This window comes from Streptomyces sp. NPDC001315 (assembly GCF_042896175.1).
Taxonomy (GTDB): domain Bacteria; phylum Actinomycetota; class Actinomycetes; order Streptomycetales; family Streptomycetaceae; genus Streptomyces.
In genome coordinates this window covers 513,639-534,675 of record NZ_JBIAWZ010000001.1, presented here as the reverse complement: position 1 = coordinate 534,675, position 21,037 = coordinate 513,639, and the positions used below count along the sequence as shown (strand labels likewise).

At 70.5% G+C, this 21,037-nt stretch carries 13 protein-coding genes; 9 read left to right on the top strand and 4 right to left on the bottom strand.

What is annotated here, in order from left to right:
- The first annotated feature begins 159 nt into the window (after positions 1–159).
- Genes ACFY16_RS02290 through ACFY16_RS02280 form a run of 3 tightly spaced genes read left to right on the top strand, consistent with a single transcriptional unit; the run spans position 160 to position 4,325 of the window.
- Positions 160–1,620, top strand: a complete 1,461-nt coding sequence (locus ACFY16_RS02290; RefSeq protein ID WP_390645176.1) for a sodium:solute symporter — start codon at positions 160–162, stop codon at positions 1,618–1,620.
- Between the two features lie 54 nt (positions 1,621–1,674).
- Positions 1,675–2,643, top strand: a complete 969-nt coding sequence (gene speB / locus ACFY16_RS02285; RefSeq protein WP_390645175.1) for an agmatinase — start codon at positions 1,675–1,677, stop codon at positions 2,641–2,643.
- Positions 2,640–4,325 (top strand): thiamine pyrophosphate-binding protein, encoded by a 1,686-nt coding sequence (locus ACFY16_RS02280; RefSeq protein WP_390645174.1) that lies wholly within the window; start codon positions 2,640–2,642, stop codon positions 4,323–4,325. The genes speB and ACFY16_RS02280 overlap by 4 nt, the downstream gene beginning before the upstream one ends.
- Before the next feature lie 41 nt (positions 4,326–4,366).
- On the opposite strand, the gene ACFY16_RS02275 is transcribed toward ACFY16_RS02280, so the two are convergent.
- The gene (locus ACFY16_RS02275; RefSeq protein ID WP_390645173.1) at positions 4,367–5,170 is read right to left on the bottom strand and encodes an endonuclease I family protein; all 804 of its coding nucleotides are present in this window, start codon (positions 5,168–5,170) and stop codon (positions 4,367–4,369) included.
- A gap of 199 nt (positions 5,171–5,369) precedes the next feature.
- Entirely contained in the window at positions 5,370–7,637 is a 2,268-nt protein-coding gene (locus ACFY16_RS02270) for an ArnT family glycosyltransferase (protein ID WP_390645172.1), read from the bottom strand.
- Positions 7,638–8,244: 607 nt separating this feature from the next.
- Here ACFY16_RS02270 and ACFY16_RS02265 point away from each other — a divergent pair.
- From ACFY16_RS02265 to ACFY16_RS02240, 6 genes are all read left to right on the top strand, one after another.
- A complete protein-coding gene (locus ACFY16_RS02265) occupies positions 8,245–8,754 on the top strand; it encodes a hypothetical protein (protein ID WP_390645171.1) in 510 nt (169 codons plus the stop codon).
- Positions 8,755–8,859: 105 nt separating this feature from the next.
- The gene (locus ACFY16_RS02260) at positions 8,860–11,061 is read left to right on the top strand and encodes a S1 family peptidase (protein ID WP_390645170.1); all 2,202 of its coding nucleotides are present in this window, start codon (positions 8,860–8,862) and stop codon (positions 11,059–11,061) included.
- A gap of 182 nt (positions 11,062–11,243) precedes the next feature.
- Positions 11,244–12,101, top strand: a complete 858-nt coding sequence (locus ACFY16_RS02255; RefSeq protein ID WP_390645169.1) for a serine hydrolase — start codon at positions 11,244–11,246, stop codon at positions 12,099–12,101.
- A gap of 221 nt (positions 12,102–12,322) precedes the next feature.
- On the top strand, positions 12,323–16,036 hold the full coding sequence (locus tag ACFY16_RS02250; protein WP_390645168.1) for an ABC transporter ATP-binding protein: 3,714 nt from the start codon (positions 12,323–12,325) through the stop codon (positions 16,034–16,036).
- Between the two features lie 85 nt (positions 16,037–16,121).
- A complete protein-coding gene (locus ACFY16_RS02245) occupies positions 16,122–16,511 on the top strand; it encodes a hypothetical protein (protein ID WP_390645167.1) in 390 nt (129 codons plus the stop codon).
- A 92-nt stretch (positions 16,512–16,603) separates the two neighbouring features.
- Positions 16,604–18,061 carry a S28 family serine protease gene (locus ACFY16_RS02240; protein WP_390645166.1) on the top strand — a complete coding sequence of 486 codons (1,458 nt, stop codon included), beginning with the start codon at positions 16,604–16,606 and terminating at the stop codon, positions 18,059–18,061.
- A 13-nt stretch (positions 18,062–18,074) separates the two neighbouring features.
- On the opposite strand, the gene ACFY16_RS02235 is transcribed toward ACFY16_RS02240, so the two are convergent.
- Together ACFY16_RS02235 and ACFY16_RS02230 are read right to left on the bottom strand one after the other, a co-directional pair.
- Positions 18,075–18,716: a hypothetical protein gene (locus ACFY16_RS02235; RefSeq protein WP_390645165.1), complete on the bottom strand. Its 642-nt coding sequence runs from the start codon at positions 18,714–18,716 to the stop codon at positions 18,075–18,077.
- A gap of 112 nt (positions 18,717–18,828) precedes the next feature.
- Complete coding sequence (locus ACFY16_RS02230) at positions 18,829–20,694, bottom strand: glycoside hydrolase family 3 protein (RefSeq protein ID WP_390645164.1); 1,866 nt, start codon at positions 20,692–20,694, stop codon at positions 18,829–18,831.
- Between the last annotated feature and the right edge of the window lie 343 nt (positions 20,695–21,037).

Genomic DNA, 21,037 nt, shown 5'->3' with positions numbered 1-21,037 from the left:
TCAGATGGATGAAACGTACACTTCGCAGTCGCTTTCCGGCCACCTAGTGTCAGTCCGGACCGGCAGCCACGGGTACGGGCGGATGTCCCCGCGAACCGCTGCCGACCGTCCCCGGTATCGCACGACACGCCACCGAGAGTGCGCGAAGGAGGGCCTCACATGGCCGTCGACTACACAGTGATCGTCGTCTATCTGGCCGGCATGCTGGCCATGGGCTGGTGGGGCATGCGCCGCGCCAAGTCGAAGAGTGAGTTCCTCGTGGCCGGGCGTCGCCTCGGTCCCGCCATGTACTCCGGCACCATGGCCGCCATCGTCCTCGGCGGCGCGTCCACCATCGGCGGAGTGGGACTCGGCTATCAGTACGGGCTCTCCGGCGCCTGGATGGTCTTCACCATCGGGCTGGGTCTCCTCGCCCTCTCCGTGTTCTTCTCCGCCCGCATCGCCCGCCTGAAGGTCTACACCGTCTCCGAGATGCTCGACCTGCGCTACGGCGGCCGGGCCGGCGTGATCTCGGGCGTGGTCATGTGGGCGTACACCCTCATGCTCGCCGTCACCTCGACCATCGCGTACGCCTCGATCTTCGACGTCCTCTTCGACATGAACCGGACCGTCGCGATCATCCTCGGCGGTTCGATCGTCGTCGCGTACTCCACGCTCGGCGGCATGTGGTCCATCACGCTGACCGACATGGTGCAGTTCGTGGTGAAGACGATCGGCGTGCTGCTTCTGCTCCTGCCCATCGCCGTCGTCAAGGCGGGCGGCTTCAGCGAGATGAAGGCCAAGCTGCCCACCGAGTACTTCGACCCGCTGGGCATCGGCGGCGAGACGATCTTCACGTACGTGCTGATCTACACCTTCGGCATGCTGATCGGTCAGGACATCTGGCAGCGCGTCTTCACCGCCCGCAACGACCGGACGGCGAAGTGGGGCGGCACGGTCGCCGGCACCTACTGTCTGGCGTACGCCCTCGCCGGCGCCGTCATCGGTACGGCCGCCAAGGTGCTCTACCCGAACCTCGGCAGCCCGGACGAGGCCTTCGCGACCATCGTCAAGGACGAACTCCCCGTCGGCGTCCGGGGCCTGGTGCTGGCCGCCGCGCTCGCCGCCGTGATGTCGACGTCCTCCGGCGCCCTGATCGCCTGCGCCACCGTCGCCAACAACGACATCTGGTCACGGCTGCGGGGCGTCGGGCGCAAGCCCGCGGGCGAGCACGACGAGGTCAGGGACAACCGTGTCTTCATCCTGGTCATGGGGATCGCGGTCATCGGCACGGCCATCGCCCTCAACAACGTCGTCGAGGCACTGACGGTGGCGTACAACCTCCTCGTCGGCGGGCTCCTCGTCCCCATCCTCGGCGGGCTGCTGTGGAAGCGCGGCACGGTGCACGGCGCCCTGGCCGCCGTCGTGGTCGGCGGCGTCGCCGTGATCGGCCTGATGGCGACCTACGGCATCCTCGCCAACGAGCCCGTCTACTACGGCCTGCTGGCCTCCCTGGCCGCCTACCTGGTCGTCTCCCTGGTCACCCCGGCCACCGACGCCGCGGTGCTCGCGGCCTGGCGCGAGCGGCTGGCGGGCCGGGCTTCCGAACCCTTGTCCGAGCCGGTCCCGGCTGCCCAGTAAAGTCGGGCAGCAAGCAGTACATACGCGGTAAAGCGTAGGAAAGAAGGCAGTTCCATGAGCAGCAACGAGACGCCCCGCGGGCCCGTCGACTCCTCCCGCATCCCGCGGTACGCCGGCCTCGCGACCTTCGCCCGGCTGCCCCGCCTCGACGAGGTCGGCACCGCCGACGTCGCCGTCGTGGGTGTGCCGTTCGACTCGGGCGTCTCGTACCGGCCGGGTGCCCGCTTCGGCGGCAACGCCATCCGCGAGGCGAGCAGGCTCCTGCGTCCGTACAACCCGGCGCAGGACGCCTCTCCCTTCGCGCTCGCCCAGGTCGCGGACGCCGGTGACATCGCGGCGAACCCGTTCAACATCAACGAGGCCGTGGACACCATCGAGGCGGCCGCCGACGACCTGCTCGGCACGGGCGCCCGCCTCATGACCCTCGGCGGCGACCACACCATCGCCCTCCCGCTGCTGCGCTCGGTGGCCAAGAAGCACGGCCCGGTCGCCCTGCTCCACTTCGACGCCCACCTCGACACCTGGGACACCTACTTCGGCGCCGAGTACACCCACGGCACCCCGTTCCGCCGCGCGGTGGAGGAGGGCATCCTCGACACCGAGGCGCTCTCCCACGTCGGCACCCGTGGCCCGCTCTACGGCAAGCAGGACCTCACCGACGACGAGAAGCTGGGCTTCGGCATCGTCACCTCGGCGGACGTCTACCGCCGCGGCGCCGACGAGGTCGCCGACCAGCTGCGCCAGCGCATCGGCGACCGCCCGCTGTACATCTCCATCGACATCGACTGCCTCGACCCCGCGCACGCTCCGGGTACGGGGACGCCGGAGGCCGGCGGCATGACCTCCCGTGAGCTGCTGGAGATCCTGCGCGGCCTGGCGTCCTGCAACCTGGTCTCGGCGGACGTCGTCGAGGTGGCGCCCGCATACGATCACGCCGAGATCACGTCGGTGGCGGCGTCCCACACAGCGTACGAACTGACCACGATCATGTCCCGCCAGATTGCTGAGGCTCGCGCGAAGTGACCCACGACCACGACCTTGAACTCCGTCCCACGCCTGCCCAGACGGAGGCAGCGCTGAACCCTCCTTCCGGCCGCAACGGCGGAGACCTGGTCGTGGAGACCCTGGCCGGGCTCGGCGCGACGACCGTCTTCGGCCTGCCCGGCCAGCATGCCCTCGGCATGTTCGACGCGCTGCGCCGCTCGGACCTCCGGTACGTCGGCCTGCGGGTGGAGAACAACGCCGGTTTCGCGGCGGACGCGTACGGCCGGGTCACCGGTGAGGCGGCGCCCCTGCTGCTGTCGACGGGCCCGGGCGCGCTGACCTCGCTCGCCGCGCTCCAGGAGGCGGTCTCGGCCTCCGCCCCCGTCCTCGCGATCAGCAGCCAGATCCCCACGGCGGGCCTGGGCGGCGGCCGCCACGGCTATCTGCACGAACTCCCCGATCAGGCGGCCTCGTTCCGGGGCGTCGTCAAGTCGGTCCACACCGTGCGCGCCCAGTCGCAGATCCCGTCGGCGATCGCCGCGGCCTGGAAGTCGGCGCTGACCGCCCCGCACGGCCCGGTGTGGGTGGAGATCCCGCAGGACGTGCTGCTGGCCGAGACGTCCCTGCCGGTGGTGACTGCGGTCGACGCGACCCCCGACGAGCTGCCTCCGCGCCCCGAACTGACCGCCGTGGCAGCCGACCTGCTGTCCCGCGCGGCCCGACCGGCGATCATCGCGGGCGGGGGAGTGGTACGGGCGGACGCGTCCGGCAAGCTGCGGCAGCTGGCCGAGAAACTGAACGCCCCCGTCGTCACCACCTTCGGCGGCAAGGGCGCCTTCCCCTGGACGCACCCACTGTCGTTGCAGTCCTGGCTGGAGGACCGGCACACCACGGACCTCCTGGAGGACGCGGACGTCCTGCTGGTCGTGGGCTCGGGCCTGGGTGAACTCTCCTCCAACTACCACACGTTCAAGCCCCGCGGCCGCGTCATCCAGATCGAGGCGGACCTCGGCAAACTGGAGTCCAACCACCCGGCGCTCGGCATCCACGCGGACGCCCGCCTCGCGTTGCAGGCGCTGCTGGAGACGGTTCAGGAGCGGGCGGACGAGACGGCCCGGGAGCGGGTGCGCACGCTGCTGGCGAAGGTCGCCGAGCGCATCGCGTCCCAGGAACTCACTCTGGAGCAGGACGTGTTGGCGTCGGTCCGCCGGGCTCTCCCGGCCGACTCCTCGTCCTTCTGGGACATGACGATCCTCGCGTACTGGGCGTGGTCGGCCTTCGACGCGAAGGCGCCCAACGCCATGCACTCCGCGCAGGGCGCCGGCGGCCTCGGCTACGGCTTCCCGGCGGCCCTCGGCGCGGCCGCCGCCGACCCGAGCCGCCCGGTGCTCGCGGTGTCGGGCGACGGCGGCGCCCTGTACTCCATCGCCGAGTTGGCGACGGCCCGCCAGTACGACCTGAACGTCACCTGGCTCATCGTCGACGACGGCGGCTACGGCATCCTGCGCGAGTACATGACCGACGCCTTCGGCCAGGCCACGGCGACCGAGCTGAGCCGCCCGGACTATGTGGCGCTGGCCGAGTCGTTCGGGGTGCCGGGGGTGCGTACGACCCCCGAGACCCTGGAGGCGGACCTGGCGAAGGCGCTGGCCGCACCGGGGCCGGCGGTGGTCGTCCTCCCGGCGGTCCTGCGGATGTTCGCGCCGACGCACCTCGGCTGAGCCGCCCCGCGGATCAGACTGGTAGGACCGGGCGCCCGGGCCTACCAGATCGCCTCGACCCACTCCGGGTGGTCGATGAACGGGTTGCGGTTGTGCTGGTAGGTGTCGTAGATGACCTGGTTGCGCTTCTCCTCGAAGGCGCTCGGCGGGTCCTCGTCGTTCCACTGCTTGAGCACGGAGAGCTTGCCGATGTACGGGTTGCTGCCGTTGTTCACCTTCTCGTTGGGCTCGAGGTCGGCGAAGCCGTCGTCGCCCTCGTAGCGCACCGCCATGTAGAGGATCATGCGGGCCACGTCGCCCTTGTCGGCGTCGCGCGGCTCGAAGGAGTCGGAGTCGACGAGGCTGCCGCCACCGTTGGTGACCGTGCTGCCGCCGTTGTCGAAGTCCAGGTTGCCGCGGATGCTGTTGACCTGCACGTCCGCGGGGCGCAGATGGTGCAGGTCCGTGCCGGGGCCGGTCACCTCGCCGAAGTCGCCGTGGGACTTGGCCCACACGTGCTCGCGGTTCCAGTCGCCGACGTCGCCGCCGTTGAGGGACTTGCTGCGCGAGACACCGCTGTACAGCAGGATCACGTTGCTGCTGTTGTTCGGGTCCTGGTCGGTGACCTTCAGCGCGTTCCAGACGGCGGAGTACGAGATCTTGGTCTGGCTGCTGATGATCGTGTGCAGCGAGGACTTCAGGCTCGTGCCGGTCTTGCCGATCGCGTTCTTGTAGTACGTCGAGTCGTACGCCGTGGTGGTCGCCGCGGCGGGGGTCGCGGTGAGCGCGGGAGCGGTGAGGCCGAGCAGGACGGCGGCGGTGGTCAGTGCCACCGACTTCCAGCGGCCTGTGCGTGTCGCCAGCATGTGGGGTGTCCCATCTACGCGGGTTGAATGGAGGCGGCAGACGGGAGCGTGGCATGGACATGCGGTCCTGTAAATAAACTGAACATGTCGATCACGTGACCGGAATCGGCAATCCTCCTCTTGTCTACTCGAGTTGACCCGCCGAAACGGCCCCCGACCGGGTGGTCGGGGGCCGTTGGGGCCGTTGGGTCCGCTTCGGTCAGCTCACGTCCGACGGGTCCAGCCGGTAGAGCGTCGACGTCGACCGGGTGTTCTGCGAGTCCGAGCTGGACTCCGAACCCGACTCCGAACTCGCCGCCGACGTCGTCGTCTTGCTGTACTCGCTCTCCTTCACCGCGGTGCCGTACTTCTGCACCCAGGCGGTGACCGCGGCACCGGCGCTGTTGTTGCCGCCCATGCCGCCGCCCATGCCCGAGCCGCCGACCTGGATGTAGTGCAGCTCGCCCTTCTTCACCAGTTCCTTGAGCTTGGCGACCGTCATGCCGTTGTCGGTGCCGGTGAAGCCGTACATGGAGATGACGGGCTTGTGGGTGCTCAGGATCAGCTGTCCGGCGCTCTGTGAATTGGACACCGCGAGCAGCCACTTGGCGCCGTCCTGGTGCTTCTCCAGATACGAGATCAGCTCGCTGCCGGTTTCGCCGCCCATGCCGCCTCCGCCGCCGAAGCCGCCACCGCCGCCGGGCTGACCGTCCGTGCCGTTCGGAGCCGTGCCGCTCTCGCCTCCGGGGAAGCCGCCGGCCTGGCCGCCCTGGGCAGCGCTGCCGGGCATCTCGCCGCCGCCCGGGAAGCCGTCGTTCTCGCCGTCCTGCGGGGCACCGCCGGGCATCTCGCCGTTCGCGCCGCCGCCGGGCGTCATCTGGCCGCCCTGCTGGGTGCCGCCGGGTATTTCGCCGCCGCCCGGGCCGCCATCGTTGCCACCGGGGCCGCCCCGACCGCCGCCACCGCCGCCGAAGCCGCTCCCGGTCGAGGGGCCGGCGGTCGGGTTGGTGCCGCCCATGCCGCCGTCGCCCGCACTCGCCGGCACGGCGACCGCGTACGCTGTCGGACCCGCGAGGGCCGCGACGATCGCGGCGGCCACGGACGCGGCCAGCAGCCGCGCGCGGTTGCCGGAACGGAAGACGAACAGACCCACGACGGCCAGCACCATGACCACCGCGACGGCCGGCCACAGCCAGGTGTTCCAGTCGGTGGCCCGGCGCAGCAGCACGACCGCCCAGATACCGGTGACCCCGAGCCCGGCGGGCAGTACCCACGACCAGCGCACGTCACCGCCGCGGAAGGCGCGCAGCAGCATGGTGCCGCCGCCACCGCACAGGACCGCGATGCCAGGGGCGACGGCGGTCGTGTAGTACGGGTGCATCGTGCCCTCGGCCATGGCGAAGGTCAGGTAGTGCAGGAGCATCCAGCCGCCCCACAGCACCAGTGCGGCGCGGGTGAGGTCGGTGCGCGGGGCGCGGCCGCACAGCACCAGGCCGCCGACGAGGGCGATGGCCGCGAAGGGGATCAGCCAGGAGATCTGGCCGCCCAGGATGTCGTTGAACAGCCGGCCGAGGCCCGCGGTGCCGGAGAAGCTGCCGCCTCCGCCCCCGCCACCGCCGTTGCCCTCGCCGCCGAAGACCCGGCCGAGGCCGTTGTAGCCCATGATCAGGTCCCAGGCCGTGCCGTCCGTCGAACCGCCGATGTACGGCCGGTCGTCGGCGGGCACGAGCGAGACGGCCGTCGCCCACCAGAAGCTGGAGACGGCCAGGACCACGCCCGCGAGCAGCAGGTTCACGATCCGCTTCACCAGCTTCGGTCCGGCCGCGTAGAGATAGACCGCGAAGACGGCGGGCAGCGCGATGTAGCCCTGGAGCATCTTCGTGTTGAACGCGAGACCGAAGCAGGCCGCCGAGCCGAGCAGCGGCAGCAGCTTGCCGTTCGTGGTCGCCCGCAGGGCGAGGGCCGCGCCCGACACCATCAGGAACACCAGAAGGGTGTCGGGGTTGTTGTCCCGGTTGATGGCGACCGTGATGGGGGTCAGCGCGAGGACCAGGGCGGCGACCGTCGCCGCGCCGTGGCCCCACACCCGCTTCACGGAGGTGTGCAGGATCCAGATCGTCGCGAGGGCGACGAGGATCATCGGCAGCATCATCTGCCAGGTGCCGAAGCCGAGGACCCGGCAGGACAGGCCCATGACCATCAGCGCGAACGGTGGCTTGTCGACGGTCATGAAGTTGCCCGCGTCCAGCGAGCCGAAGAACCACGCCTTCCAGCTCTGCGTACCGCTGAACACGGCGGAGCTGTAGAAGCTGTTCAGGCCGGAGCCGGACAGGTTCCAGGAGTAGAGCACCGCCGCGAGGACCAGGATCGCGATCAGCGCGGGGAGCGACCAGCGGGGCGACTTCTCCGGGGGCGCCGCGGGTGTGGCCGGCGGCGGCGAGTCGGGGGTCACGGTCGGGTGGGGGTGTGGATCGGTGGCAGACGTCACCACTGCACCATGCAGACGCACGATGAGTGCCGGCTGTGGCGAAGCTGGGGGCAGCCTGTGGGTGGGTGGGAGAAGTGTGAGAGTGCGGGTGTGGGCCGCCGGATCAGGCAGGGGCGAACCCGGCCGTGCGACTCCAGAACATCGTCTGCATAGGGGCCGCTTTCCTCGCGATCCGGTCGGTGGAATAGCGGGGACTGGGCGCTGAAGGGGACCATATCAACGCGCGCTGATCAACAAATCCGGTGACGGAGAAGGAAATTGACGGGAAGGCAGATTTACCGGCTCGTTACCCTTGCGTGTCTTCACGGATTCTTCACATGTGCCTGTACAACCTTTCCTGGAGGTGGCGAGAGTCACACGCGATCTCCAACTGGCGTCGGCTTTGGCTTAGTTCATGCCGTGGACAGGGCCCGAGGATGGGGATGACATGGACAGGCTCAAGCGGGGGTCGGGATTAGCCAGGGCAGTTCTCCCGTATTCCCGCCGAGGGTTGGGGGCCCTTATTGAATTGCGGAGCCTTCATGCCTGTAAACGGGGTCGGATGGTGGGCGTCCGGCCGGAGGAAAACGAATTTAGGACTGCGATGAAGGTATGCACCAACCCTGCGGTGAAGCCGCAGCGGAAGAGGCTCGTGGCGCGCGCGCTGGGCGCGCTGGTCGCCGGGGGCCTGGCATGGGCGGCGCTGGCGTCCGGCATCCAGGGGGAGACCGGCGGTCCGGCGGTGGCTGTGGCGGACGAGGCCCCGGGCTACGCGGTCGAGGACTTCGACTATCCGCAGGCCGACAAGATCCTCGCGGAGCAGGGCATCGTCCTCAAGCGGGGTGACGGTCACATCGTCCTCGCCGACTGTGCGAGCCAGACGGGCCTGCTGGAGATCTACGCCCGCAGTTCGGACAAGGTCTGCTTCCGGGTCACCGGCACCTCCGGCTATCTGACGCTGGAGATCCCCTCGGTCTACGCCATCAAGGGCAACGACTACGCGGCCCAGGTCGACATGACCGTCGCCGACGAGGAGCAGTCGTACGACATCGCCAAGAACACCTGGACGGCCGTGGGTGAGAGCGCGGACGAGCAGGGGCGCGAGTTCATGCTCGTGGAGATCAGGACCTCCAAGTAACGCCCCGGGGTCGCCGAGTTGCGGCCCCCCTCGCCAAGCAGCGCCACCGGCGGCCGTGTTGCGTCCCGCCCGGTCGGCGCCCCCTCTTCTCGCCCCAAGGAAGTCATGGTCACCCAACACACCAGACCTGTCCGCCGTGCCCTGCTGGCCGCGGCCCTTCTCGCCGCGCCGCTCGCGCTGAGCGCCGTGCCCGCGCAGGCCGTCACCGGCACCGCCGCCACGGACACCACCTACGGCTACACCGCACGCCTGGACATCGGCGACGGCACCCGCGCCTGCTCCGGCGTCCTCGTCGACACCGAATGGCTGCTCACGGCGGCCAGCTGCTTCGTCGACGACCCCGCCGCCGGTCTCTCCGTACCGGCCGGCGCGCCCAAGCTCGCGACCACCGCGACCATCGGGCGTACCGACCTGACCACCACCAACGGCGTGGTCCGCAAGGTCGTCGAGCTGGTCCCGCGCACCGACCGCGACCTGGTGCTGGCCCGTCTGTCCCGCCCGGTCACCAGCGTCACCCCCATCGCCCTCGCCAGTACCGCACCCACCACGGGTGAGGAACTCCGCGTCGCCGGCTACGGCCGCACCAAGGACGAGTGGGCCCCCCTCGCCCTGCACACCGGCGCGTTCTCCGTGGACGCCTCCGACGCCACCACCGCCACCGTCACCGGCAAGGGCGGCGTGTCCATCTGCGCCGGCGACACCGGCGGCCCCGAGGTCCGCGTGACGAACGGCCAGGCCCAGCTGGTCGGCATCAACAGCCGCTCCTGGCAGGGCGGGTGCTTCGGCATCGACGCGACCGAGACCCGCACCGGCGGCGTCGCCACCCGCGTCGACGACCTCGGCACCTGGGTCGCCGGCAAGGTCGGCGCGACCCGCGTGAACGACTTCAACTGCGACGGCATCGAGGACATCGCGGTCGCCGACCCCGAGGCGACGGTCGGCGGAGACGCCAAGGCCGGTCTGGTCCGGGTCGTGTACGGCGGGGGCAAGGGCACCGCCGAGATCAGCCAGGACCTCGACTGGGTGCCCGGCGGCGGCGAGGCCGGGGACGGCTTCGGCGCGGCCCTGGCGACCGTCGACTACAACGAGGACGGCTGCACCGACCTTGTCGTCGGCACTCCCAACGAGGACCTCGGCGACGCGGCGGACGCCGGTTTCGTCGACGTGCTGTACGGCGCGAGCGGCGGCTTCGGCACCGGTCAGGCCACCCTGCACCTGGAACAGGGCACGGGCTCGGCCTCGATCCTCGCGTCGACCCCCGAGGCGGGCGACCGCATGGGCTACTCCCTCGCGGCCGGTGACACCGCCGCGGGCGAGCCGTGGCTGCTGATCGGCGTGCCGGGCGAGTCGCTGGGCACGGCCACCAAGGCGGGCATGGTCTTCTACCTGCGGGGTACGACCACCACCTCCATCCACCAGGACAAGACGGACGTCCCGGGCACCGCGGAGGCGAACGACGGCTTCGGCACCTCGGTCGCGGGCGACGCCAACCACATCGCGGTCGGCATCCCGAACGAGGCGATCGGCACCCTGGCGGCCTCCGGCGGCCTGGCGGTCTTCGACCACAAGCTGAACGCCGACGGCATCCCCACCCCGGTGGCGGGCATCGACCAGGACGTCGACGGGATCACCGGTACGGCCGAGGCGAACGACGACTTCGGCGCGTCGCTGTCCATGACCGAGTACCGTCCGGCGGGCGCCACGGCAGCCACCGACTCCATCCTCGCGGTCGGTTCCCCCGGTGAGTCGCTGACCGTGAGCGACGTCGACCGGGCCGACGCGGGACGCGTCGTGACTCTGCGCATCACCGCGGCCGGTGTCGTGAGCCAGATCGGCGACATCCACCAGGAGATAGACGGCGTGGGCGGCGGAGGCGAGGCGGGCGACCGCTTCGGCGAGCGGGTCACCACCATCAACACCGCGCCCCGCGCGGAGAGCACCGCCGCGACGATGAAGCTCGCGGTCGGCGTCCCCGGTGAGGCGCTCGGTACGGCCACCAAGGCCGGCGCGATCCAGACCTTCTCCCTCCTGGGCGCTCCGGGTGACTCCGACTACTGGATCCAGGTGGGCAACGCCTCCGGCCTGCCCGGCACGGCGGCCTCGAACCAGCAGGTCGGCATCAGCATCTCCGCCACCGGCACCAACCTGTACGTCGGCATGCCCTACGGCCCGTCGACCTACGGCGCGGTGCACGTCTTGCCCTGGTCCAACGCGACCGGTGGCACGGCGGCCGCGGTCACCACGTACGCCCCCGGCACCGGCGGCCTCCCGGCAGCCGGCGTCCGCTTCGGCGCCGTGGTGAAGTGACCCGTGGGTGAAGTGACACCGTGGTGAAGTGACACCAAGGGAGCCTCCGAGACCCGGCGTACGGGACTCGGAGGCTCCCGACGCGTGTCGATCCGCACCTGATTCGTACCGATCCGTACCCAACACGTCACGATCCGTGCGATACGTACAACCATTCGCTCGAACTCGTGCGTCAACTAGTCATGACTCACGGGATATCCAGACACGCGCGAGTGCTCGCGGGCGGCCTCACCGCCGGGGTGCTCATATCGGGGGTGGCCGCCGCGACACCCGCCGCCGCCGCGACGCCGACCGTCAGCTGTACCTCGGCGAAGGCGGCCCTGGCCACCAAGCTCAAGAAGGACATCACGGCCGCGCTCGCGAACCGCAGGGGCACCGTCGCCGTCGGCCTCTACGACCGCACCACCAACACCACCTGCACGCTCCGCGCCTCCAGCGCCTACGACTCGGCCAGCGTCGTGAAGGTCACCGTCCTGGCCACGCTGCTGTGGGACGCGAAGAAGCACAACCGCTACCTGACGAGCACCGAGGCCTCGCTCGCCAAAGCCATGATCACCAAGTCGGACAACACCGCGACCAGCAAGCTCTGGAAGCAACTGGGTCTGACGAAGATCAAGGGCTTCCTGAGCGCCGCCAAGATGACCCAGACGAAGCCCGGCGCCAACGGCTACTGGGGCCTGACCCAGATCACGGTGACCGACGAGCAGAAACTGCTCAAGCTCATCACCGCCAAGAACACGGTGCTCAGCGACAATGCGCGGGCCTACATCCAGAAGCTGATGGGCCAGGTCATCTCCTCCCAGCGCTGGGGCACGCCGTACGGGGCGCCGTCCTCCGTCTCCGTGCACGTCAAGAACGGCTGGCTGCAACGCTCCACCCACGGCTGGCGGGTGCACAGCGTCGGCACCTTCAAGGGCGGCGGCCACGACTACACGATCACCGTGCTGACCCACGACAACAGCACGATGAGCTACGGCATCACGACCATTCAGGGCGTCGCGAAGGTCATTCACAAGGACCTCATGGCCTCCGGCGGCTGATCCGCAACGGTGCGGCCCCAAGGGCCGCCTGAACGTGACCCTGGTCAGATCCTGGTCAGCGACGACAACCAGAACGCGGCACAGACGACACGCTTCTGCTACCTGCGGGTACGCATATGAGCATTCCCCGCCCGATTGTTGCGGAGGGATGAAATCCGCTTCCATCCGTGTTGGTGTCTTCCGGTAGAGCAGGTAGCTCGGGACGAACGGAAGGCACCGGCGTGGCAGCGCAGCACGGGGAGAAACAGGGCTGGGCGCGGAGACTCGCGGGCTACGCCTGGCGCTACCCGAAGGACGTCGTCCTGGCCCTCGGCTCCTCCCTCGCGGGCATGGCGGTCACCGCACTCGTTCCGCTGGTCACCAAGGTGATCATCGATGACGTGATCACCGGCCACACCCGCCCGATGGCCCCCTGGGCCGGCGCCCTGATCGGCGCGGCCCTCCTCGTCTACGTGTCCACCTACCTCCGCCGCTATTACGGCGGACGTCTCGCTCTCGACGTCCAGTACGACCTGCGGACGGAGATCTACGACACGATCACCCGGCTCGACGGCCGCCGCCAGGACGAGCTGTCCACCGGGCAGGTGATCGGCCGCGCCACCAGCGACCTCCAGCTGATCCAGGGCCTGCTCTTCATGCTGCCGATGACCATCGGCAACCTCCTGCTCTTCCTGATCTCCCTCGTGATCATGGCCTGGCTGTCGCTGCCGCTGACCCTGGTCGCCCTCGCCGTGGCCCCCGCGCTCGGCTGGATCGCCCGCCGCAGCCGCACCAAACTGCACCCCTCCACCTGGTACGCCCAGGCCCAGGCCGCCGCCGTCGCGGGTGTGGTCGACGGCGCCGTCAGCGGCGTACGCGTGGTGAAGGGGTTCGGGCAGGAGGACCAGGAGACCGGCAAGCTGCGCGAGGTCGGCCGCCGACTCTTCGCCGGGCGGCTGCGCACCATCCGGATGAACTCCAGGTTCACCCCGGCCCTCCAGGCCGTCCCCGCCCTCGGCCAGGTCGCGATGCTGGCGCTCGGCGGCTGGCTCGCCGTGGGCGGGCACATCACCCTCGGCACCTTCGTCGCCTTCTCCACCTACCTCGCCCAGCTAGTCGGCCCGGTCCGCATGCTCGCCATGGTCCTCACCATCGGACAGCAGGCCCGCGCGAGCACCGAACGCGTCCTGGAACTGGTTGACACCGAGCCGACGATCAAGGACGGCACCAAGGAGCTGCCCGCCGACGCGCCCGCGACCGTCGAGTTCGACGACGTCTCCTTCGGCTACGACCATGAGCGCCCGGTTCTGGAGGGCCTCTCCTTCGAGATCCGCGCCGGCGAGACCCTCGCCGTCGTCGGCTCCTCCGGCTCCGGCAAGTCCACGGTCTCCCTGCTCCTCCCACGCTTCTACGACGTCACCCACGGCGCCGTCCTGATCGGCGGCCGCGACGTCCGCGAACTGACCCTCGATTCGCTGCGGGCCGCGATCGGACTGGTCCCGGAGGACTCCTTCCTCTTCTCCGACACCGTCCGCAACAACATCGCGTACGGCCGCCCCGACGCGACCGGCGAGCAGATCGAGGCCGCCGCCCGCGCCGCCCAGGCGGACCGTTTCATCGCCGAGCTGCCCGAGGGCTACGACACCAAGGTCGGCGAGCACGGCCTCACCCTCTCCGGCGGCCAGCGCCAGCGCGTCGCGCTCGCCCGCGCGATCCTCACCGACCCGCGCCTGCTGGTCCTCGACGACGCCACGTCGGCGGTGGACGCCCGAGTGGAACACGAGATCCACGAGGCGCTGAAGCAGGTCATGCAGGGCCGCACGACCCTCCTCATCGCCCACCGCCGCTCCACCCTCAACCTCGCCGACCGCATCGCCGTCCTCGACGGTGGCCGCCTCGCCGACGTCGGCACCCACGAGGAGCTCCAGGAGCGCTCGGCCCTCTACCGCCGCCTGCTCACCGATCCGGACGAGCTCGGCGGGGTCTCCCCGGGCCACGCCCCGCTCGTCGAGCCCCAAGAGGACACTTCGGTACGGGACGAGCTGGATGCCGAGTTCGACGCCGAACGCGGGCTGACCCCCCGTCTCTGGACCGGCGACCGCGAGCCCAAGGACCACGCCCTGTCGGGCATGCCGGCCACCCCCGAACTCCTCGCCCAGGTGGAGGCGCTGCCCCCGGCGGCCGACACCCCGGACATCGACGAGGCACGGGCGGTGCGCCCGGAGGAGTCGTACGGCCTGAAGCGCCTGCTGCGGGGCTTCGGACGGCCCCTGCTGATCAGCCTCCTGCTCGTCGCCGTCGACGCCGGGATGAGCCTGCTGCTGCCCGTCCTGATCCGGCACGGCATCGACCAGGGCGTCAGTGAGATGGCCCTCGGCGCCGTCTGGGCGGCCTCCCTGCTCGGCCTGCTCGCGGTGCTCGTGCAGTGGGCGGCGCAGACCGGCGAGACGCGGCTGACCGGACGCACCGGCGAGCGCGTCCTGTACTCCCTCCGCCTCAAGATCTTCGCTCAGCTCCAGCGGCTCGGCCTCGACTACTACGAGCGGGAGCTGACCGGCCGGATCATGACGCGGATGACGACCGACGTCGACGCGCTCTCCACGTTCCTCCAGACCGGCCTGGTCACCGCCTTCGTCTCGGTCGTCACCTTCTTCGGCATCATGGGCGTCCTGCTGGTCATCGACGTGCAACTCGCGCTCGTCGTCTTCGCGACGCTGCCCCCGCTGATCGTCGCCACCTACTTCTTCCGCCGGGCGAGCGTGAAGGCGTACGAACTGGCCCGCGAGCGCGTTTCGGTGGTCAACGCCGACCTCCAGGAGTCGGTGTCCGGGCTGCGCATCGTGCAGGCCTTCCGGCGGGAACGGGACGGCGGGCGGCGGTTCGCGGAACACAGCGACAGCTATCGCACGGCGCGTATCCGGGGCCAGTGGCTGATCTCCGTCTACTTCCCCTTCGTGCAGTTCCTGTCGTCGGTGGCCGCGGCCTCGGTGCTGATCGCGGGCGCCGGCCGGATCGACGCGGCCACGCTCACCACGGGCGCCCTGGTCGCGTACCTCCTCTACATCGACCTCTTCTTCGCCCCCGTCCAGCAGCTCTCCCAGGTCTTCGACGGCTATCAGCAGGCGACCGTCTCCCTCCGCCGCATCCAGGAGCTGCTCCAGGAGCCCACGTCCACGAAGTCGGCCGACGAGCCGCTCGAGGTCCTCTCCCTGCGCGGCGAGATCGCCTTCGAGGACGTGCGCTTCGCGTACGGGGACGACGAAGAGGCGCTCGGCGGGATCGAGCTGACGATCCCCGCCGGTCAGACGGTCGCCTTCGTCGGTGAGACGGGCGCCGGCAAGTCGACCCTGGTCAAGCTGGTGGCCCGGTTCTACGACCCGACCGGTGGCCGGGTGACGGTCGACGGCACGGATCTGCGGGCCCTCGACATCACCTCGTACCGCCATCGTCTCGGCGTCGTCCCGCAGGAGGCGTACCTCTTCCCGGGCACCGTGCGGGACGCCATCGCCTACGGCCGCCCCGACGCCACCGACGCGGAGGTGGAGGCGGCGGCCCGGGCGGTCGGCGCGCACGAGATGATCGCCACGCTGGAGGGCGGCTACCTGCACGAGGTCGCCGAGCGCGGCCGCAACCTCTCCGCCGGGCAACGGCAGCTGATCGCGCTGGCGCGCGCGGAGCTGGTCGACCCCGACATCCTGCTCCTCGACGAGGCCACGGCCGCCCTGGACCTGGCCACCGAGGCGCAGGTCAACCAGGCGACGGACCGGCTGGCGGGCCGCCGTACCACGCTCGTGGTCGCCCACCGGCTGACCACCGCCGCCCGCGCCGACCGGGTCGTGCTGATGGCCCACGGCCGGGTCGCGGAGGACGGCACGCACGAGGAGCTGCTGGCGCGGGACGGGCGGTACGCGGAGCTGTGGCGGACGTTCGTGGGAGAGCCCGTCGCGACCGCGTAGTGCCCGGGGCGGGGCGCAACCGCCGAACACCCGTTGTGCGTCCGTACACCAGTACGGTGATGCCCGCGCAACGGGAGGGACGACAGTGGACAGTGGTGCGATACGCCGGCGGCTGGCACTCGGCATGGCCGTGCTGGCCGCGTCCGGACTGCTCGCGCTCGCGGCGCCCGGCAGCGCCGACGCGGCCACCGCGCAGTGCGCCGGGCGGAAGGTGAGGACCCTTTCCTTCTCCACCGGCGCCGTCCAGCTCTACAAGCGCAACGGCTACGTCTGCGCCGTCACCCTCCCCGAGAACCCCGGCCACAGGACGGCGATGTCCGTCAGCCTGCAGGCGCGTGGCACCCGCCCGGTCGTCGACAGCGGTCAGTACGCGCACCGCGCCGGCCCGGTGACCGTCCACGCGGGCCACCGCTGCGTGCGGGTGAAGGGTGCGGTGGGGCCGGGCTCGGTCAGCACGGGCTGGATCCTGTGCTGAGGCCATCGGCCCGCTGACATCTCAACCTCCTCTGGTGCGACGGGTGTTGCTGGGATAGCTTCCGGCGCACATCCGTTTCACAGGGAGGGTGCATGCGCAAGGCGCTCAGATGGCTGCTGGCGCTCACGGTGCTCATAGGCACGCTGAGCACGGCCGGGGCGGCCACCGCCTCCCCCACTCTCGACTTCGCTCGAGCGGGGGGACCCCCACGGCCGGAGGCCACCGGTACCACTGACATCAAGGAGCAGTTGCTCTCCATACCGGGCATGAGCCTGATCCAGGAGAAGCCCTACACCGGCTACCGCTACTTCGTCCTCGAGTACACCCAGCCGATCGACCACCGGCATCCGAACCGGGGCACGTTCCAGCAGCGGATCACCGTGCTGCACAAGGACGTCAGCCGCCCGACGGTCTTCTACACCGGCGGTTACAACGTCTCCACCACCCCCAGCCGCCGCGAGCCGACCCAGATCGTGGACGGCAACCAGGTCTCCATGGAGTACCGCTTCTTCACTCCGTCCCGCCCCGATCCGGCCGACTGGTCCAAGCTCGACATCTGGCAGGCGGCGAGCGACCAGCACCGCATCTTCAAGGCGCTGAAGAAGATCTACACCAAGAACTGGATCGCCACCGGCGGCTCCAAGGGCGGCATGACCGCCACGTACTTCGAGCGCTTCTACCCCCACGACATGGACGGTGTCGTCGCCTACGTCGCCCCCAACGACGTCGTGAACGACGAGGACTCCGCCTACGACCGCTTCTTCGCCTCCGTCGGCACCAAGGAGTGCCGCGACCGGCTGAACGCGGTGCAGCGTGAGGCGCTGGTGCGCCGGGAGCCGCTGGAGAAGAAGTACGAGGCGTACGCCGCCGAGAACGGCTACACCTTCACCACCGTCGGCAGCCTGGACCGGGCTTACGAGGCGGTCGTCCTCGACTACGTCTGGGGCTTCTGGCAGTACAGCCTGCTGTCCGACTGCGACTCGATCCCGGCCGACGCGGCGACCGCGACCGACGACGAGATCTGGAACTCGATCGACACGATCTCCGGCTTCTCCTTCTACACCGACCAGGGTCTGGAGCCGTACACGCCGTACTACTACCAGGCCGGCACCCAGCTGGGCGCGCCGACGATCCACTTCCCGTACATCGAGAAGAAGTACGTCCGCTACGGCTACCAGCCGCCGCGGAACTTCGTCCCCCGCGACATCCCGATGAGGTTCCAGCCGGGTGTGATGCGTGACGTGGACACGTGGGTGGCGCACAACGCGCGGCACATGCTGTTCGTCTACGGCCAGAACGACCCGTGGGGTGCGGAGCGGTTCCGGGTCGGGAAGGGCGCGAAGGACTCGTACGTCTTCACGGCACCCGGCCTGAACCACGGGGCGAACGTGGCCGGCCTGGTCGCCGACGAGAAGGCCCTCGCCACCGCCCGGATCCTGGAGTGGGCGGGCGTCGCGGCCGCGTCCCCGGCCCAGGCGAAGCCGCTCGCGACGTTCGATGCGAAGCTGGACGTACGGGACGTGGAGCGGGAGCCCGCGCTGCGCCCGTAGGGCACTTGGACGGTCAGACCGGCCGGGCGCAGCCCACCGGTTCCGTGCCGCCGAGCTGGACGTAGAGGGCCGTGGACGCCGGGCACTTGGCGCGGGTGTCCACGGCCTTCACCACCTTGTACTGGGGTTTCTTCGCGCCCGAGCCGTCGCACGCGGTCTCCCGCACCTGGCCGTCGCCGGAGCCGTAGACGCAGTCGCCGACGATGGTGCGGGGACCGCCCCCGCCGCCGGGGTCGCCGGGGTGCGGTGGCTCCAGCTTGCGCATGCAGGCGTAGCCCTGCGCGATCGTGCCGTCGCCGTCCTCGTCGGACGTGGAGGACTGTTCGCTGATGTGCAGCACGAAGTCGGTGGTCGCCGGGCACGGCGGACCGTCGCTCACCGTGCCGTCGTAGCGGGCCACGACCCGGGCCGCCGCCCGCTCGCCGGCGCACGGCACCTCGGTGAAGCTCGTCGTGCCGAAGGAGCTGCACTCGTCGACGCCCAGGAACTCGGCGCCGTAGCCGGAGGACACGGTCGGGCTCGCCCGCTCGCCGAGCCGGCCGTCCTGCGCCGCCCCGGTGTCCCCCGATCCGGCGGACCTCTGGCATCCCGTCAGCAGGGCGGCGAGCAGCACCGACAGCGCGCACACCGCCCCCACGGACCATCTCCCGCGCATCGCCATCCCCCCGGCCACCCCCGTCCAGCGTGACCCGCGACAGCGGGGCACGCCAGACATGTGGGGTGCTTTGCGCCTGTTGGGGGTGGTACGCCTGGCGCGGGGCGTATGTCTAGTACGTCAGCCCGTACCCGACCGGATACAGCACCTGCGCCGGGTCGTCCGCCCGCTGCACCGGCACGGGCAGCTTCCCGCGCGGCGCCACGTGCCCGGCGATCACCCGTGCGGCCGCGCGCAGCTCGACGTCGGTCCAGGAGTATGCCGCCAAGCAGGCTTGCACGGTGGGGAGTTGGGCCACGTCGTAGGGGTTGCGGACAGCGACCGCCACCACCGGTTTCCCGGTCGCGACCAGTTGCTCCACCAGGGTTTTCTGGCTGCTGGTCGCCGTGACGTTGTACGTCCCGACGACGACCGCGTCCGCGTCGGCGGCCGCCGCGACGGCCTGGGCGATGACCGCGGCCGAGGGCGCGGTGCCGGTGGACAGGGCCTTCGCCGAGAAGCCCAGTTCGGCCAGGGCGGCCGCGAGGACACCCGTCGGGGGGCCCGTGGTCCCCGACGGGGACGCCGGGTCGGCGCCGACGACCAGCACCCGGCCGTGCGTACGGCGGGACAGCGGCAGTACGCGGCCCTCGTTGACCAGCAGGGTCGTCGTCCGCTCGGCGATGCGGTCGGCCGTCGCGAGGTGCTCCGCGGTGCCGACCGTGCGGTCCACGCCGGCCCGGCTGACGTGCGGCTTCTCGAACAGCCCGAGTTTCGCCTTCAGCCGCAGGACGCGCAGGACCGATTCGTCGAGCCGGGCCTCGGTCAGCTCGCCGTCCCGCACCGCGTCGAGGACGGCGTTCCAGGCGATGTCGATGGACGGCGGGTTGAGGAGCTGGTCCACGCCCGCCTTCAGCGCGAGCACCGGCACCCGGTCGTCGCCGTACTTGGTGCGCACGCCCTCCATGCCGAGGGAATCGGTCACCACGACCCCGTCGTAGCCCAGTTCCTCGCGCAGGATGCCGGTCAGGATCGGGTGGGAGAGGGTGGCCGGGTCGCCGGAGTCGTCCAGCGCCGGGACCATGATGTGCGCGGTCATGATCGAGTCGATGCCCGCCCCGATCGCCGCCCGGAAGGGCACCGCGTCCAGTTCCTGCCACAGCTCGCGGCTGTGCGTGATGACCGGGAAGCCGAAGTGGCTGTCGACGGCCGTGTCGCCGTGCCCGGGGAAGTGCTTGGCCGTCGCGGCCACGCCCGCCTCCTGGTACCCCTTCACCTCGGCCGCGACCAGACCCGCCACCGCGTCCGGGTCGGCACCGAAGGACCGTACGCCGATGACCGGGTTGGCCGGGTTCACGTTCACGTCGGCCACGGGGGAGTAGTCCTGCCGGATGCCGATGGCGCGCAGCTCGGCGCCGGAGATCCGGCCGAGGGTGCGGGCGTCGGCGCGGGAGCCGCCCGCGCCGACGGCCATCGCGCCGGGGAAGAGCGTGGCGGGCTCGCCGACGCGGCAGACGATGCCGTGCTCCTGGTCGGTGGAGATCAGCACGGGCAGCCCGCGCGGCTGCTCCAGGGAGGCGGCCTGGATGCCGTTCGACAGGTCCGCGATCTGCTGCGGGTCGCGGGTGTTGTGCGCCCAGGTGAAGTAGATGATGCCGCCGACGCGGTACTTGGCGATCAGGTCGGCGGCGGTGCGGACGCCGATCTCACTGAGGTTGGCGTCGATGTCGGCCTGGTCGGGCGCGGTGGCCGAGTGGCCGTAGACCCGCATGACGAACAGCTGGCCGACCTTCTCCTCCAGTGTCATGCGGGAGAGAAGGGTGCGGAGTTTCTTGTCGTCGTGATGTTCCTCGTCGTCGAGATCGGCGGCGTACCCGGCGGTGCCGACCGACAAGGAGGCGGTGACGCCCGCCGTGGCGGCGAGGACGGTACGTCTGGACGGACGTGCGGTGTTTCCTGTGCTCGTGCTTCTCGTGCTTCCCGTGCTGGTGTCGGGCACGTGCGCTCCCTCCGAAGAGAACCGCTGAAGGAAACTTCCAAGGAGTCACCAATATCCGGGAAGTTTCTTCCGGTCAAGGGAGTGCACAGTAGTCGCGGAGGGGCCGCCATCGGCGCTGTTGGAGGGGGGCGCGCCGATGGCGGCGTGCTGCCGGCCGCGGTACGGCGGAGAGGGTGGTCAGCGTTCGCAGCCAGCAGCGAGGCCGACACCGCACCGCGGTGACTCATCCGGCAGTTCGGTCCTTGGACGCGGGGTGAAGGGACTGGGTTCCCGGCTTCCACCCGATTTCCACAAGTTGGTGAGGGTGTGTTCAACGAGACGTGTGGGCCGGCGCCCCCGGCCG

Coding starts and splice junctions, on each gene's coding strand:
- ACFY16_RS02290 (WP_390645176.1), top strand. CDS start 160: ATGGCCGTCGACTACACAGTGATCGTCGTCTATCTGGCCGGCATGCTG.
- speB (WP_390645175.1), top strand. CDS start 1,675: ATGAGCAGCAACGAGACGCCCCGCGGGCCCGTCGACTCCTCCCGCATC.
- ACFY16_RS02235 (WP_390645165.1), bottom strand. CDS start 18,716: ATGCGCGGGAGATGGTCCGTGGGGGCGGTGTGCGCGCTGTCGGTGCTG.
- ACFY16_RS02260 (WP_390645170.1), top strand. CDS start 8,860: ATGGTCACCCAACACACCAGACCTGTCCGCCGTGCCCTGCTGGCCGCG.
- ACFY16_RS02240 (WP_390645166.1), top strand. CDS start 16,604: ATGCGCAAGGCGCTCAGATGGCTGCTGGCGCTCACGGTGCTCATAGGC.
- ACFY16_RS02255 (WP_390645169.1), top strand. CDS start 11,244: ATGACTCACGGGATATCCAGACACGCGCGAGTGCTCGCGGGCGGCCTC.
- ACFY16_RS02275 (WP_390645173.1), bottom strand. CDS start 5,170: ATGCTGGCGACACGCACAGGCCGCTGGAAGTCGGTGGCACTGACCACC.